At 70.6% G+C, this 15,975-nt stretch carries 11 protein-coding genes; 3 read left to right on the plus strand and 8 right to left on the minus strand.

What is annotated here, in order from left to right; all coding sequences use genetic code 11:
* Nucleotides 1-62 precede the first annotated feature (62 nt).
* Entirely contained in the window at nucleotides 63-1,529 is a 1,467-nt protein-coding gene (locus KY469_18405; GenBank protein ID MBW3665071.1) for an NAD-dependent malic enzyme, read from the plus strand.
* A 113-nt stretch (nucleotides 1,530-1,642) separates the two neighbouring features.
* Here the strand turns inward: KY469_18405 and KY469_18410 are convergent, their stop codons facing one another.
* From KY469_18410 to KY469_18425, 4 genes are all read right to left on the minus strand, one after another.
* Nucleotides 1,643-2,614 (minus strand): hypothetical protein, encoded by a 972-nt coding sequence (locus KY469_18410; protein ID MBW3665072.1) that lies wholly within the window; start codon nucleotides 2,612-2,614, stop codon nucleotides 1,643-1,645.
* Nucleotides 2,614-5,529, minus strand: coding sequence for an MFS transporter (locus tag KY469_18415; GenBank protein MBW3665073.1), 2,916 nt, complete (start codon nucleotides 5,527-5,529; stop codon nucleotides 2,614-2,616). Before KY469_18415 ends, KY469_18410 begins: the two co-directional genes overlap by 1 nt.
* Nucleotides 5,526-7,709, minus strand: a complete 2,184-nt coding sequence (locus KY469_18420; protein MBW3665074.1) for an ABC transporter permease — start codon at nucleotides 7,707-7,709, stop codon at nucleotides 5,526-5,528. The genes KY469_18415 and KY469_18420 overlap by 4 nt, the downstream gene beginning before the upstream one ends.
* 74 nt (nucleotides 7,710-7,783) lie before the next feature.
* The gene (locus tag KY469_18425) at nucleotides 7,784-9,577 is read right to left on the minus strand and encodes a hypothetical protein (protein ID MBW3665075.1); all 1,794 of its coding nucleotides are present in this window, start codon (nucleotides 9,575-9,577) and stop codon (nucleotides 7,784-7,786) included.
* Nucleotides 9,578-9,861: 284 nt separating this feature from the next.
* Here KY469_18425 and KY469_18430 point away from each other — a divergent pair, with 284 nt between their 5' ends.
* Complete coding sequence (locus tag KY469_18430; protein MBW3665076.1) at nucleotides 9,862-11,007, plus strand: MBL fold metallo-hydrolase; 1,146 nt, start codon at nucleotides 9,862-9,864, stop codon at nucleotides 11,005-11,007.
* Here KY469_18430 and mscL read toward each other — a convergent pair.
* From mscL to KY469_18450, 4 genes are read right to left on the minus strand one after another with little or no spacing between them, the layout of a single operon-like run.
* Complete coding sequence (gene mscL / locus KY469_18435) at nucleotides 11,004-11,426, minus strand: large conductance mechanosensitive channel protein MscL (GenBank protein MBW3665077.1); 423 nt, start codon at nucleotides 11,424-11,426, stop codon at nucleotides 11,004-11,006. The two genes, KY469_18430 and mscL, sit on opposite strands and share 4 nt — an antisense overlap.
* 41 nt (nucleotides 11,427-11,467) lie before the next feature.
* Complete coding sequence (locus KY469_18440) at nucleotides 11,468-12,157, minus strand: hypothetical protein (GenBank protein MBW3665078.1); 690 nt, start codon at nucleotides 12,155-12,157, stop codon at nucleotides 11,468-11,470.
* Nucleotides 12,154-13,812 (minus strand): acyl--CoA ligase, encoded by a 1,659-nt coding sequence (locus KY469_18445; protein MBW3665079.1) that lies wholly within the window; start codon nucleotides 13,810-13,812, stop codon nucleotides 12,154-12,156. The genes KY469_18440 and KY469_18445 overlap by 4 nt, the downstream gene beginning before the upstream one ends.
* 37 nt (nucleotides 13,813-13,849) lie before the next feature.
* A complete protein-coding gene (locus KY469_18450) occupies nucleotides 13,850-15,328 on the minus strand; it encodes a DHA2 family efflux MFS transporter permease subunit (GenBank protein MBW3665080.1) in 1,479 nt (492 codons plus the stop codon).
* On the opposite strand from KY469_18450, the gene KY469_18455 reads away from it, so the two are divergent.
* Complete coding sequence (locus tag KY469_18455; GenBank protein MBW3665081.1) at nucleotides 15,327-15,941, plus strand: PH domain-containing protein; 615 nt, start codon at nucleotides 15,327-15,329, stop codon at nucleotides 15,939-15,941. The two genes, KY469_18450 and KY469_18455, sit on opposite strands and share 2 nt — an antisense overlap.
* The last annotated feature ends 34 nt before the right edge of the window (nucleotides 15,942-15,975 follow it).

Genomic DNA, 15,975 nt, shown 5'->3' on the forward strand with positions numbered 1-15,975 from the left:
CCCGTCCCCACGTGGGGCGAGGCCTATGCTCGGCGTCCGAGCCAGGACCGGAGATCGCCCCGATGCCGAACGCGAACGCGGTGACGTTCCGCGTGGCGCTCGAGAACGCGCCGGGGATGCTGTCGCGCGTCACCGAGTCGATCGACGCGGTCGGCGGCGTCGTTCGTTCGGTCGATCTCGTCAACGCCCAGCGCCACGTGATGATCCGCGACATCACGGTGGAGGGCGAGGACGAGGACGACATCGCCCGTGTGGCCGCCGCTCTCGATGCGGTCGAGGGGTGCACGCTCCTGGCGATGACCGATGACGTCATCGAGGCCCACCTCGGCGGGAAGATCGCGATCGAGAACCGGCGCCAGATCCGTGATCGCGAGGACCTCGCGCTCGTGTACACGCCGGGGGTGGCCAAGATCTGCAACATCATCGCCCAGAACCCGGTCGAGGCGTACCGGCTGACCATCAAGTCGAACGCGGTTGCCGTCGTCACCGACGGGTCGGCGGTGCTGGGGCTGGGCGACATCGGCCCGCTCGCAGCCCTCCCGGTCATGGAGGGCAAGGCGATGCTCTTCAAGAGTTTCGCCGACGTCGACGCCTACCCCATCCTCGTGGACGAGCGCGATCCCGACGTGTTCGTCGACACCGTGGCCCGCATCGCGCAGGGGTTCGGCGGCATCAACCTCGAGGACATCGCCGCGCCCCGTTGCTTCGAGATCGAGGGCAAGCTCCGGCAGCGTCTCGACATCCCGGTGTTCCACGACGACCAGCACGGAACCGCGGTCGTCGTGCTGGCGGCCCTCCTCAACGCCGTCCATCTCGTCGGCAAGGAACTGGCCCAGCTCAGGGTCGTCGTACAGGGGGTCGGGGCGGCTGGTGTCGCGGTCACGAACCTGCTGCTCGCCGCTGGCGTGACCGACATCGTCCCCGTCGACCGAGACGGCATCGTCGAGCCCAAGCGCAAGGGCAACGACCCGATCCGGTTCCGGCTGGCGAAGCAGACCAACCCCCGCGAGCTCACGGGGGGGCTGGCGGAGGCGCTCGCGGGAGCGGACGTGTTCATCGGTGTCTCGGGCCCGCGCTCACTGCCCGCGGAGCTGCTGCCGACGATGGCTGACGCTGCGATCGTCTTCGCGCTCGCGAACCCGGTCCCCGAGATCATGCCCGAGGAAGCCCGTCCGCACGCACGGGTGGTGGCCACAGGGCGGTCGGACTACCCCAACCAGATCAACAACGTGCTGTGCTTCCCGGGCCTGTTCCGGGGATTGCTCGACGCGGCGGCGACCAAGATCACCGACGAGATGAAGCTCGCCGCCGCGCGGGCTATCGCCGAGATCGTGGGTGAGGAGGCGACCGAGGACTACATCATCCCCTCACCGTTCGATCGCTCCGTAGCCGAGGCGGTCGCGCTCGCCGTCGCCGAGACCGCCCGCGCCCAGGGCCACGTCCGCCCCGGCTCGCAGGGCTCGCTCGAGGAGGAGGCCAAGATCCACGCCCACGAGGCCGCCCGCCGCGCCGTCGAGGCCGCCACCTGACGAGCGGGTGCAGATGGACCCGCCTGGCGGGTCCCGATGCACACGCTCGAGGCGCGCACTCCGCAGCGGGTGCAGATGGACCCGCCTAGCGGGTCCCGATGCACACGCTCGATCTAGATCAGGGGGGGTGGGGAGCCAGTGCGGGGCGCGGTGAAGCGGCCCAGGCCGGCCTCGCGCGCCACCTCCGGCTCGCCCATCCGGCGGCTCGACCACAGCACCATCGCGGTCATCACCAGCAGCGCTGCCGCCGCGGTCAGCGCGCCCCGACGGTCGCGCTCGTCCAGCTCCTCCTGCGACACCGCCACGGGTCGAGCGTCACCCGGCGGGGCGGCCGGAGCGATGGGCTGGTCAGGATCCGCTACCACGGGCGCCTGCGGCTGAGGTTGGGGTTGAGGCTCCGCCGGGACCGCCGGAGGTGGCACCGCCGTTCCGCCGCGGGGCGCGGGCGCAGGCGGAGGCGGCGGGGCGGGCGCCTGCGTCGGCTGACGCTGGGGTTGGGGCTGCGGTTCCGGCTCTCCCCGCGCTGCCGGAGGAGGGGGCGGAGGCGGCGCGGTCGACCGGGTCGCGAGTGCGCTCGCATCGGGCGGCTCGAACGACACCTGGAACGCCCCGGGGTCCCCGGCCGGCACGATGATCGCGTCGAGCACACCCTCCGCCGGGAAGCCCGAGACGTCGAACATCCAGGTGGCACCATCCTCGCTCAGCTCGCCGGGCGCCTCGCCGAGGTCGCACGCGGGAGCAGGGCGCGAAGGCCACGCGCCGGCGTGGGCCGACGACCACCGCACACTCGACGGGCACGCCACCAGCGACGCGATGCCCTGCTGGTCGGCGACCGTCAGGGTCAGCGTGAGCGGCGTCTCGTCGGTGAGGACGAAACGGACACCACCGATCGCGGTAGCGCCGTCCGGCGCGGTGCCGACGGCGAGTCCACCCTCGGGGACGTTCGGGGGTGGGGGCAGCCCGACGATGCCGGTCTGGGCTCGCCACCACCAGCCAACGGCATCGACCGCGGCTGCAGCGGTCGCGGCGCCGGGGAGCAGGACGAGCGCGGCGGCGAGTAGCGGCGGGACGAGTCGACGAGCCATCACGCCTCCTTCCCGGAGCGCCGGATGGCGGCGAGGTTCCCACCGAGGTAGGACGCGACGACCCGTTCGTCGGTCGTGACCTCAGCCGGCGATCCCTCCGCGATGAGCCTTCCGAGCTCCATGGCGATCATGCGGTCGCTGAGGGACGTGATCAGCGACATGTCGTGCTCGATGACGAGGAGGGCGCATCCCACCTCGTCGCGTAGACGCTTCAGCAGGGGCACGAGCGCCTCCGCCTCCCGCTGCGCGATGCCGGACGAGGGCTCGTCTAGCAGGAGCACCTCGGGGTCGTGGGCCATCACCATGCCGAGGTCCACGATGCGTCGCGTCCCGGTCGACAGCTCGCGGACGAACTTGTTGCGGTACGCCCCGAGACCGAGCAGCTCGACCAGGTCGTGCACCGACCAGGCCACGTCGATCTCCTGGTCGGCCGCTCCGGGGAGGCCGAACGCAGCAGCGACGTGGTCGCGGTGCACGAGGTGGCGCTCGAGTCCGAGCGCGAGGTTCTCGGCGACCGTGAGCGACGGCGCGAGGCGCGCATCCTGGAACGATCGGCCCAACCCGAGCCGTGCCCGCTTGTGGGGGGACAGGTCGGTGATGTCGCGCTCACCGAACACGACGCGACCCTCATCGGGTCGGAGGAAGCCGCTGATCACGTCGAACAGCGTCGTCTTCCCCGCACCGTTCGGGCCGATGATGCCCAGGATCTCGCCGCGCCCCACCGTCAGGGTGGCGCCGTCGACCGCGCGGATCCCGCCGAAGGTTCGGGTCAGGTCGAACACGCCGAGCGCCGCCCCGTCGCTGGTGCCGACGATCTCCGTGGTCGCGTCGGGATCGAGGCGGACCCTGGCCTGGTCGCCGTCGCCGTTGCCCGCGGTCGTGACCCGCGCCCCGGCCAGGAAGACCGAGCGGACGATGTCGTCGCGTTCGATCAGCTCCGCCGCCGGGCCCTCGAACCGGATCTCGCCCTTCTCCATGAAGTAGGCGCGGTCCGAGATCGTCAGCGCCACGTTCACCGACTGCTCGACGATCACGATGGCGGTCCCCTCGTCCCGGATGCGCCGCACGACACCGAGGAGCTCCTCGACGATGGCGGGTGCGAGTCCGAGCGACAGCTCGTCGATGAGCAGCAGCTTCGGGCGCTGGATGAACGCCATCGCCAGTCCGAGCATCTGCTGCTCGCCGCCGCTGAGGTTCCCGGCGATCTGGCCGCTGCGCTCGCGGAGGATGGGGAACAGCTCGAGGACCTCGGCGGTGGCGTCCTCCACGTACGCCGGTTCGTCTCGGTGTTGCCACGCGGCGAGACGGAGGTGCTCGGCCACCGTGAGCGTCGGGAACACGGCACGCCCACCCGGCACCTGCACGATCCCGAGCTCGGTGGTGCGGTTGGCGTCGGCGTGCGTGACGTCGCGACCGTCGAAGAAGATCGCCCCGTGGTTGGGATCGGTCAGGCCGCTGATCGCGCGGAGCAGCGTCGACTTGCCCGCCCCGTTGGTCCCCAGCAAGGCGACGATCTCGCCATGCTGGACCTCGAGGTCGACTCCGAACAGGACCTGGATCTGGTCGTACGCCACGCCCACGTTGCGGCAGCTGAGCAGTGCCGGCGTACCCGTCGCCTCGAGCGTCCGGCGCAGCTCCGCCGCGACCACGAGAGCCCCCTCGGCCTGGCCCACGTCCGCCGCGACGAGCGACCGGGCGGACCGGGCGATCAGCCCCGCGAGAGCGACGTCGACGGCGAGCACGGTGAAGGCGGTGCGGTACCCCTGTGCGTCGCCGATGGCGAACAGAGCCACGGACGCGAGCGCCCCGGCGGCGAGGAACAGGATGGCCCACGCGTAGGCCTGGGAGCGGACGCGTGGGGGGGCGACGCGACCGACGAGGGGGAAGTAGGCCGGCTGGAACGAGCCCGCCCCGAACGCCCCGATCGCCATGGCGAGCAGCGAGACCGCCGACCACGGGGCGACCGCCATGACGACCAGGCCGGCCGCCAACCACACCCCCGACAACCCGGTGATCGTGGCCAGAGCAGACGTGTGTCCCTCTGCCTCAGCGCGATCGGCGTACCGGAGCCCGAGGATCAGTCCGACGACGACCCCCGTGGACCACAGGAACACGACCGCACCGCGACCGACCGAGGCGTAGCCGTACTCCTGCTCGTAGAAGAGCGCGAGCAGCGGCGGGATGGAGATGATGGCCAAGCCGAGCAGCAGCGACGCCGTCCAGAGCCGCCTCAGGGTCGGCACGCCCCAGAGCTGGCGGCGCGCCTCGCCGAACGCGATGGCGCCCTCGGCCGCTGCCTCCTCCGCCAGCGCCGGATCGATCGTCTCTCCCCGCGCGGGCTCCCGTAGCCGGACGACGGCACCGATGAGGACGAAGGTCGGGATGGCGAGCAGGAAGAACGCCCACTCCCAGCCGAGCGAGGCGGCGATGACCCCGGCCACGACACCGGCGAGTCCGCTGAGCGGGTTGGCGAGGCGGTGAAGGAAGAAGACCCGCGGCAGCACGCGCTGGTCGTAGTAATCGTTGAGCAGGCTGGGGTGCACGACCTCGTTGACGATGCGACCGATACCACCGAGCAGCCGGACGAGGAACAGCAGCGCGACGGTGGGGACCAGACCCGTGAGGACCGACATCGAGCCCCACAGGATCGCGGCTCCGGTCGCGATGCGGACGCGGTTGGCGCGATCCGCGACGACCCCGATGGGCAGCGCGGCGACCAGGATGAACGCCCCGGCCACGACCGAGATCGCCCCGATCCCGGTATCGGTGAGGTCGAACGCATCACGGATCTCGGGCGACAGCGCGGCGAAGGCGAAGCGGTCGAACTCGTCGACGAGGTTGAGCCCGAACAGCACGAGGAGCGGGCCAGCGGCGGCACCACCGGTCAGTCGCTGGAGTCGGTTACGCGCGCTCACGCGTCATCCTCTCCGCGCCCGGCTGCCACCAGGAGCTCGTGGGTCTCGTCCTGGTCGACGGCGCGCACATCCGCGACGAGGCTGGGCACGACGAGCCCGCGACGTCGCGCGACCCAGCGCAGGAACCGGTCGCGGAGCCGCAACGCCGCCTCGGCGAAACCGCCCGGGAGGAGCATGAGCACCAGCAGGACGCCGATACCCGTCGTGAGCACCCGGATGAGGTCGACGTCGCGCAAGCCGGGGATCTGCGGCAGCCCCTCGAGGAAGAGCGCCCCGAAGATCGGTCCGAGCAGGGAGCCGATGCCGCCGATCACGGTCATGACGAAGAGCTGGATCGACTGCTCGGGAGGGAACGCCCCCGCTGCCACGGTGCCGAGCTGGTAGACGATGAGGGCCCCGGCTACGGCGGCGATGAACCCGGAGATCGCGAACGCGGTGAGGCGGGTGACCGCGGGGCTGACGCCGTAGGCCTGGAGGGTCGGCTCGTTGTCACGGAGCCCGATCAGGACCCGCCCCGACCGGTACCGCCGCAGCGACCGCGCCACCATGAGCGCGAGCAGCAGGAAGACCAGACAGACCCAGTAGTACTTCACCTGCCCGGGCACGGTGACGCCGGCCACCTCCGACTCCGCGCCCAGGTCGATGCGTCCCCACAACACCGGTGGGCGCACGAACGAGAAGTCCCCGGGCAGCAGCCAGGCGAAGTACTCCCGTCGCAGCACGAAGTGCTCGACGGCGAACGCGAACGCGAGCGTCGTCACGGCGAGGAACAACCCCTGGATGCGGAGCGCCGGCAGGCCGATCACGATGGCGACGGCTGCACCGGCGAGGCCCGCGACCACCAACGTGACGAAGAAGTCGACCCCGTGGTTGGCCGCGAGCCCGCCGGCGACGGCGGCCCCGATGCCGCTGACCGCGTACTGTCCGAGGCTGATCTGTCCAGCCCAGCCGGTGAGGATCACGAGCGACACTCCCACCATGGCGTACACGACGGCGGTGATCGCGAAGCCGGTCCGCGCGGTACCGATGAGCCATGGGATCGCGAGCGCGAAGGCGACCGCCAGACCGACGAGCGCCGTGCGCGACCACCGGACCTCTCGTAGGGAACGCAGCTCTGGGGGCACGGGGCGCAGCGAGCGGACCGCCTCCCAGGTCGACGCCGCGACGTCGCGGGCACGCTCGCCCCGGCGTCGTTGCAGCAGGAGCGCCCCGAGGATCACCAGCAGCATGGTCGCGAGGGCCAGCGAGTTGCGTCGGGTGGCGAAGATGACGGTGTTGTCGACCATCCCGATCAGGATGCCGGCGATCAGCGCGGTCGGCAGGTGCTCCATCCGCGCGATGACCGCAGCGGCGAGACCGAACAGCAGGAAGATCGGGCCGACGAACCCTTCGAGGCTCAGGCCGACGAGGGGGGCGCGGAGGAACACCGCGAGGGCAGAGACGAAGCCGGCTAGCGCCCAGACGATCGTCGTGACACGCGCCACAGGGATGCCGAGGAGTCCCGCACGATCCCGGTTCTCGGCCGAGGCGCGGACCGCGATGCCGATGTCGCTGCGACGAAAGAACACGCCGAGGCCGACCACGGTGATGATCGCGATGACGATGGCGGCGACGTGGTCACCGAAGAAGCGTGTCAGCCCCACGTTGAAGGTCAGGTCCCGGAACGGAGTGGGGAACTCGTCGGGGGTGAGGACCTGGAGCTGCCCCGGCAGCCACACCTTCACGTAGAACTCGAGCACCAGCAACAGGAACCCGATGCCGATGGTCGCGACCGTGAGGACGAGCCGCGACGCGTCCCGGAAGCGACGGACGAGCACGACCTCCGTGCCGGCACCGAGCAGAGCACCGCCGACGACGACGATCGGGACCACCCAGAGGTAGGACACGCCCTGGCGGGCGATCAGCAGCAGCGCGATCACCGCGGGCACGGCGCCGAGCTGCGCCTGGGCGAAGTTGATGACACGGTTGGCGCGGTAGACGAGGATCAGACCGATGGCGACGAAGGCGTAGAGCGACCCGACGACCGCACCTTCAAGGATGATGCCGCGTGGGATGGGCCGGGGACCCAAGCCCTTCTCGAGGGCCGCGACATCGACGAACGGCACGTCGATCGTCCCGAACGCGACCTGGGCCGCGATCTCGATGCCAAGGACGTAGGCGATGAGACCGCGCAGCACCAAGCCCGTGACCCTGCCGCGCCAGAGCGAGCGGGCGATCCCACGCGCTCCGCCTCTGGGCAGCGTGGCCGGAGGGTTCACGTCGTGCCGACGGGGACGCGCAGCTCGGTGTCGAGCTCGCCGTGCGTGTAGCGGCGGCCGCCATCGAGCGCGACGTACGCACCGGGACGACCATCGACCGTGCTCGACGCCTGCTCGTCCCAGTAGACGATCTTGACGTCCGACAGGACCGTGTAGTCACCGGTCCCCATCCGGTTGAGCACCTTGGTCGGGTCGCCACCGGACTCCGCCCAGCCACCCCGGTCCGGGAGGTTGAGCATCCCACGTTCGACCGACAGGGGGTTGAGGTCAGGGCCCGCGACCTGGAGCATCGCGCCCATCAGCTGGTAGTACGACCACGGCAGGTTGCACGACACGCACGCGTTGCCCGACCTGCCCTGGTCCTGCCACACGATCGTGGCATCCGACTCGCTGTGCGGCGGCTGGATCTGCAGGTGGCTCGGGCCGAAGGCGTGCTGCCACTGCGACTTGTCGTACAGCCGCCCGAGCTTGTCGAAGTCGATCAGGCCCGAGCCGGCGAGCAGGTTCTCGGGGAAGTACTCGTTGCGGGTCTGGTTGTTCGTGCGGAACACGGGCGTGATCGGGTCGCACATGCAGACGACCGTGGTCACCTTCTCGGCGATGAAGGACTGGGTGTTCGCCGACGCCTGTTGCGTGCTGCGGCTGATGTCCTGGTCGTAGCCGACCAGCACCGGCTCCTGCGCGTCGCAGTCGGAGACGATGTCGACCAGCCGCTGCGCCGACCGCATCGTCGCCTCGGTGTCGGGCGTCAGGATCCCGAGCCTCCTGGGCACCTGCCCGCGCGCCCCGATGGTGCGGTGGATGATCGCGCCGGTGTGGGTGGCGTTCTGGTTGGCCATCTTCTTGCAGTAGTACTCGCCGATGAACTCGGCGGTCCGGGTGCCGTCCATGAACACGTCGTAGCGGAACGGCCGGCGACCGCTGAAGAACGAGTCGTCGTGGTGCCAGCCGCCGAGCGAGATGACTCCCTCCGACGCCAGGAAGTCGAAGACCTCGCCGTAGGTCGGCACCTGCCAGATGACGGCGAAGGGCCGCACCGTGTCGAGCATCGTGCGCATCTCGTTGAGGCAGCCGTCCACGTTGGGCGGTGTCTCGGGACAGTTCGGCGCGGGATGGGGGATCAGGTCGAGCTTGCGCCCGTAGAACTCGTAGTGCTCGTTGAGGAAGTCCTCGGCCACCTGGGTGAAGACGTTCTCGTTCTCACGGGTCTCGCGGAGTCCCTCGGCGGACAGGATCCGACTCACGGCCTCGTTGCGCTGCTCCTGGAACACCACGACCTTGACGGTGTCAGCCGCCACACCCTGGTACGTGCTGCCGCCGTTGTCGCCCTCCCACTTCGGAACGCACGGCGGCGCGTAGTACAGCAGCTCGGTCTGCCGACCTTCGGCCGAGCAGTGGCTGGTGTCCCCCGCGGGTTGGGTCGGCTCGCCGGTGGTCGCCCCGGTGGTCGCGCCGCCGGTCGCGCCGCCACTGGTTCCTCCCGTCGTCCCACCGGTGGTGGCGTCACCCGTCGTCCCGCCTGTGCCACCGGTCGTCCCGCTGGTCCCCGTGCCGGTCGTGCCCCCGCCAGGAGGCGTGACGGCCTCGCCGGGCGCCGTGACGAACGGACTCGAAGCGGGAGTCGGGGCGGCCGTCGCCGTTGGCAGCGACGGCTGCTCCTCGTCCAGGGTCGGAGCCGTGCCGATCTCGACCTGCTGCGGTGGTCGGGACGGTGCGAAGGCGACGAACATCGCCTGCACGAGGACGAACGCGAGCAGCGGTCCGTAGAGCTTGAGCGGCGATCCGCGCACAGCCGGCTCCCAACGGTGGATGACGTGCACGTCAGGCCGGGAGCATGCCACAGCTAGCCCCGACGTGACCGCCCCCCTCCGCGCTGGCACATCGCACCCTCGGAGGGTGCGATGTACCAGCATCGAGGGGAGGGCCTACGTTGGGTGCAGCAGCGGATGGAGCAGCGGTGACCGATGTCCTCGAGGTCGCGGATCGGCTGTGGCGCGGCGAGAGCCGCGTTGAGGACCACCATCCCCTCACGCAGTTCACCGGCGTCACCGACGTGCTCGAAGGCGTCGGTTTCATGCAGGTGATGTCCAACGTGTGCGCGTTCCGGACCGACGCGGGACTGGCGCTGGTGGACACCGGAACGCCGTACACCGCGGAGCACGTCCACGCCTCGCTGCGCCGGTGGACCGACGCCCCGCTGCACACGGCCGTGTTCAGTCACGGCCACATCGACCACGTCTTCGGCGTCGCGCCCTTCGATGAGGAAGCGACCTCCGAGGGGCGGCGACCCCCGACGGTGTACGGGCACGAGGCCATGGTGGCTCGCTTCGACCGCTACGTGATGACGGCGGGCTGGAACGCCGCGATCAACGCGCGCCAGTTCCAGATCGAGGGCCTCGTGTGGCCAACCGAGTACCGCCACCCGGACGTCACCTACCGTGAGCGGATCGAGGTGGATCTCGGGGGCGAGATCTTCGAGCTGCACCATGCACGGGGCGAGACCGACGACCACACCTGGACGTGGATCCCGTCACGTCGCGTGCTCTGTACCGGCGATCTGTTCATCTGGGCCACCCCCAACGCCGGCAACCCCCAGAAGGTGCAGCGCTACGCGTGGGAGTGGGCCGAGGCGCTGCGGACGATGGCGACGCTCGACGCCGAGGTGCTGCTGCCCGGTCACGGGTTCCCCGTCGTCGGTGCCGACCGGGTGAGGCAGGCGCTGCACGACACCGCCACCCTGCTCGAGTCGCTGCACGACCAGACCGTGGCGTTGATGAATGAGGGCGCGACCCTCGACGAGGTGATCCACACCGTGACGGCGCCACCTGCGCTGGTCGAGCGCCCCTACCTGCGACCGGTCTACGACGAGCCCGAGTTCATCGTCCGCAACATCTGGCGCCTCTACGGCGGCTGGTACGACGGCAACCCGGCGCATCTCAAGCCGGCTCCGGACGCGCAGGTCGCGGAGGAGGTCGCGCGTCTGTCGGGCGGGGCGCGGACGCTCGCCGAACGTGCGACCGAGATCGCGGACAATGGTGACCTGCGGCTCGCGTGCCACCTCGTCGAGTGGGCGGTGCAGGCCGCACCCCACGATCATCTCGTGCGAGCCACCAGAGCCGACGTGTACGCCCGCCGCCGCGACGAGGCCACGTCGACGATGGCCAAGGGCGTCTACGGCTGGGCGGCGAAGGAGTCGTCCCCGGACGCTCCGGTGGGTTAGCCCTTCTTCGTGGCTTTCTTCCTCGTCGTCTTCGTCGCGGCTGATCCCGCGGTGAGCGCGTCGCGGATCTCACGCAGCAGCACGAGGTCCTCGGGGTCCGCCGCCTCCTCCGGCACAGCCGGATCGGTCGTGCGTTCCTTGAAGGCGTTGTAGGCCTTCACCACGAGGAACATCACGAACGCGACGATGAGGAAGTTGATGAAGGCCTCGACGAACGCCCCGACCGATCCCGCGTCCTCCTTGCCGAAGGTTCCGAACCCGGAGAGATCCTCGACGTCCCCGACCAACGCGATGAGCGGGCTCACGATCCGCTCGGTGAACGCTGCGACCACGGTGGCGAAGGCGACACCGACCACGAACGCCACCGCGATGTCGACGAAGTTGCCCTTGTTGACGAAGTCCTTGAACTCCTGCATCACGGCCTACCCCCTGCTCGATGGACCGTCGCGATGGCGGCCGGTCAGAGCCTAGAGAGCCAGCGCGTGATCTCGTCCGAACGCTGGCGGAACACCTCGCTGGCGGAGCGCCGGACCCCGTCGGGGGCGCGCGTCCCCGCGATCTGCAGCGAGTGGTCACCGCCGTCGATGGTCAACAACGTGCTGGGCCCGCCGAGTTCGGGGCGATGCTCCTCGAGGAGCGTGAGGTCGCAGAAGGGGTCGTTGGTGCCTTGCAGGAACAGCGCCGGGACACCGATACGAGGCCAATGCTCGACGCGCAGCCGCTCCGGCTTGCCAGGAGGGTGGAGGGGGTAGCCGTAGAACAGCAGACCGTCTGCGTCGAGTCCGTCCGCGACGGCGAGTGACGCGACCCGGCCGCCGTAGCTCTTGCCGCCCACGACCCAGCCGCGCCGTGGCGCGACGCGTCCACGGGCAGCGGCGAGGATCGCGGCGAGGTGCGGGGCGCTGCGTTCCGCCTTCGGCGGCCCTCCCTTCCCGCTCTCGCGGTAGGGGAGGTTGATCCGGACCGTCAGGTGGCCGCCGTCAGCGATCACGTTGGCCAGCGCCACGAGACCGTCGCCGTCGAGGTCGCCACCGGCTCCGGGTGCGAGCAGCACGGCCACGCCCCGTGCCCGGCCAGGGCGGTGGATCACAGCGGTGACGTCGGCGACCGGTGCATCCTCGACCGCGAGGCGAAGCCGCTCGACCATCACGCCTCGACCTCGGTCCGCGCGCCGGTCAGATCGGTCGCCCGCTGCGTCGCCGTCCGGCGGTCGAGCTTGCCGTGGTTGCCGCGCGGCAGATCCTCGACGAGCAGGACCTCGGTGGGGCGGCGGTAGCCCGCTACCTCGCGGCGGGCCCAGGCGAGGATGGCGTCGGGATCGGCGTCGTCGGTGGCGGGCACGACCAGCGCGACGGGGCGGTCCCCGAGGCGCTCGTCGGGAACGCCGACGACCGCGACGTCACGGATCGCGGGATGTGAACGCAGCGCCTCCTCGACCTCGGCCGGGAACACCGAGAACCCACCCACCTTGAGGCGGTCGTGGCGACGACCCGAGAAGGCGAAGAACCCACTGGGCCAGACGCGACCGTAGTCACCCGAGGGGAACCACCCGTCGGGGCGCGGACCGGCATCGTCGCGTCCCTCGTACCGCTGCAGCACGCCCGAGCCGCGGAACTCGAGCTCGCCCACCTTGCCGTAGCCGACCGGCTCGCCGTCCTCGTCCACGGCCCGGACCTCCATGCCCGGCAGCGTGATGGCCACCGCGGGTACCTGGACCCGGCGCAGCGGTGACGGGGGGTAGAGGCGGACCGCTCCTCCTCCGGAGAGTTCCACCATCCCGTAGATGTCCGCGAAGGCCGCCGTCCCGCGTGGCTTCCCGCGCACCATCCCCGCCGCCCCGTAGCTCTGGAACCGACGCGCACGGTCGGGCGGCATGACGTCCGCCGCGCTGACCCAGAGCTGGATGGCCCCCAGCTCGCGGTCGGCGGCACCAGCCGCCTCCAGATCCGCGTACATCGTCGGGACCCCGGTGAAGACGTTGGGGTCGCGATCCTCGATCAGGGTGAGGACCTCCTCAGCGTCGAACCGCGGCCGGTGGAGCATCGGGATCCCGGCACACAGCGCCCCGAGGGTCGTGCCGATGCCCATGATGTGCGTCAGCGGCAGCGCCGCGAGCATGAGGTCACGACCGCTCCGGGGGCCGATCCGCCAGCCCACGGGAGCTGCGGCGAGCCGCCCGAGGGCGGTGAGCAGGCCACGGCTGGTGAGCGCGGCAGCCTTGGGCTGCCCGGTCGTACCCGACGTCGCGAGCAAGAGTGCGGTGGCGCCTGGATCGGCATCGTCGGGTGGTGACAGCGACGCGTCCGGGTGGTGGTGCAGCCAGCCTGCCAGCGAGTCGTCGGATCCGTCATCCCCCGTGGCCACCCACGTCAGGTCGGACAACTCGTCCACCTCACGGAGGCGACCCATCACGTCCGCGTCGGTGACGGCCACCGACGCCCCGGCAGCCATCACGACGGCGGCGACCTCGTGTGGCTTGAGCCGTGCGTTGACGGGCACCGGCACCGCTCCGACCCGCGCCAGGGCGAAGCTGTGCAGGATGATGTCGATGCGGTTGCCGATCAGCAGCAGCACGTGCTCACCGGAGCGGCGCCCGAGCTCCCGGTGGGCGGACGCGAGACGTGCGACGTGCGCCTCGACCTCGGCGAAGGTGCGAGCGCCGCCCGGGTGCAGTCCGGGGGTCGGCGACGGGTCCTCGAGCGCCCGCCGGTCGCCGTAGCGCTCGGCGAGGACGGCTGCCAACGCGCCCAGGTGCACGCCCCGGCCGGTGACGAGTGCGGTCAAATCAGCGAGATGTCCGAGCACCGATCCTCCTGGGTCCGCGTGCGTACCGGTCGAGACGCTACTCCGACGTCGACGCCCCCCTCGGGCCGATGGTCAGGGCCGAGATGACGGCTCCGCTGACCAGCAGGGCCGCACCGATCCACATCGACCGCTGGAACCCCCGGGTCAGCTCGTCGGGTCCGAGCTGCGAGGCACCGGCGATGCCGGCCGCGAGGGGGACGATGGCGACCGCGAAGAGACCACCGAGCCGAGCCACGGCGTTGTTCACGCCCGAGGCCACGCCGGATCTGCGCTCGTCGACGGCATCGAGCGCGGCCGCGGTGATCGGAGCGACCGTCAGGGTCAGGCCGATCGCGAACACGAGCAACGACGGGAAGGGACCGGCGACGTAGCTCGTTCCGCCGACGATGCGGACCGCCAGCGCCATCCCCACGGCGGCGATCGTCGGGCCGACGACGAGCGGGAGCCGGTGTCCGCAGCGTGCGGCGATGCGGCCCGCCAGAGGCGAGCCCGCCAGCAGCAACAGGTTGATCGGCATGAGCGCCAGACCCGCATCGAGGGCCGAGTAGCCCAGGGTCCGTTGCAGTTGCAGGACGATGAGGAACAGCGACACGTTCAGAGCGCCGTACACCACGAACGTCGCGGCGTTGGCGCCGCTGAAGCGGGGGATCCGGAACAGCTCGAGCGGCAGCATCGGGTGGCGGATGCGACGCTCGATGATCGGGAACGCGGCTAGTAGCAGCGAACCGACGCTCAGGGCTGCCACGATGAAGGGGCTGCTCCACCCGCGGGCCGGGCTCTCGATGAACCCCACCACGAGCGCCCCGATCCCCGCGGTCGCGGTGGCAGCTCCCAGCACGTCGGGGCTGCCGGTCTGCGTCGCATCGCGGTTCTCGGGGATGTAGCGGAGGGTCAACCACAACGTCGCCAACGCCATCGGCACGTTGATGAAGAACACGAGTCGCCACGACACGGCGTCCACCAGCCAGCCGCCGACGAACGGGCCGATGGCGGTCGTCAGCCCCGACATCGCGGCCCAGACGCCGATCGCCTTCTCGCGGTCGCCTCGCGGGAACAGTCCGCCGATGATGGCGAGGGAGCCGGGCACGAGCATCGCCGCCCCGACGCCCTGCACGATCCGCGCCCCGATGAGCGCGGGGCCGTTCGGGGCGAGGCCGGCGGCGACCGACGCGATCGTGAACAGCAGCAACCCCAGTAGGTACAGCAACCGACGGCCGTAGCGGTCGCCGAGCACACCCCCGAGCAGCAACAGCGATCCGAGGGTCAGCAGGTACCCGTTGAGCACCCACTGCAGCGCGGAGAAGCCGACGTCGAGGTCCTCGCCGAGCACGGGCAGCGCGACGTTGACGACGGTGGAATCGAGGAACGCCATCCCCGAACCGAGGACGACGGCTGCGACCGTCCCCCTACCTCGAGGACTGTCGTAGCGGAGGGTGGGGGAACGGTCGTCCGGGGACACTTGCGGAGCGTAGGGTGCGCGTCCTCGAACGCGACGTCCCCGCCAGGAGCGTCCCATGGGCTACCCCCGTCGTCTGCTCACCGAGGACGAGTCGGTCATCCGGGAGTTCCACCCGCACTGGAGGGTGCTCATCCCAGCCGGTCTGTGGCTCGTGCTCGGCATCGCCGGCATCGTCGTGACGTGGCAGGTCGCGCCAGAGGACCGCACGGTCGACTGGATCATCACCGGTCTGCTGATCGTCGGGATCGTGGTGCTGACGGGAGGCCCGGTGATCGACTGGCGCTTCACCCAGTACGTGCTCACCAACGAGCGGCTCATCGTCCGCCGCGGCGTCATCTCACGGAGCGGGATGGAGATCCCGCTGGAGAACATCAACGACGTCCGCTTCAGTCAGTCGATGTTCGAGCGGGCGCTCCGGTACGGCGACGTGGTGATCGAGTCAGCGGGAGAACTCGGACAGAGCGTGATGCACGACATCCCCCAACCCGAGTCGTTCCAGTCCCAGCTCTACACCGCCCGCGAGGAACGCACCATCGGGCTCGGGAACAGTTCCGGCGGACCCCGTGACCCGGTCGCCCAGCTCGAGGCCCTCGCTCGCCTGCACGAACAGGGCGTGCTGACCGACGACGAGTTCGCCGCGAAGAAGCAACGCCTCCTCGACCAGATGTGAGGAGGCACGGGTCCCCGTGCGAAGGGTCCATCGA

This window comes from Actinomycetota bacterium (genome assembly GCA_019347575.1).
GTDB lineage: Bacteria > Actinomycetota > Nitriliruptoria > Nitriliruptorales > Nitriliruptoraceae > JAHWKY01.

Bases quoted from the DNA above. Each gene is read 5' to 3' on its own strand.
- KY469_18405 (MBW3665071.1), top strand. From the start codon at position 63: ATGCCGAACGCGAACGCGGTGACGTTCCGCGTGGCGCTCGAGAACGCG.
- KY469_18430 (MBW3665076.1), top strand. From the start codon at position 9,862: ATGCAGGTGATGTCCAACGTGTGCGCGTTCCGGACCGACGCGGGACTG.
- KY469_18455 (MBW3665081.1), top strand. From the start codon at position 15,327: ATGGGCTACCCCCGTCGTCTGCTCACCGAGGACGAGTCGGTCATCCGG.
- KY469_18450 (MBW3665080.1), bottom strand. From the start codon at position 15,328: ATGGGACGCTCCTGGCGGGGACGTCGCGTTCGAGGACGCGCACCCTAC.
- KY469_18410 (MBW3665072.1), bottom strand. From the start codon at position 2,614: ATGGCTCGTCGACTCGTCCCGCCGCTACTCGCCGCCGCGCTCGTCCTG.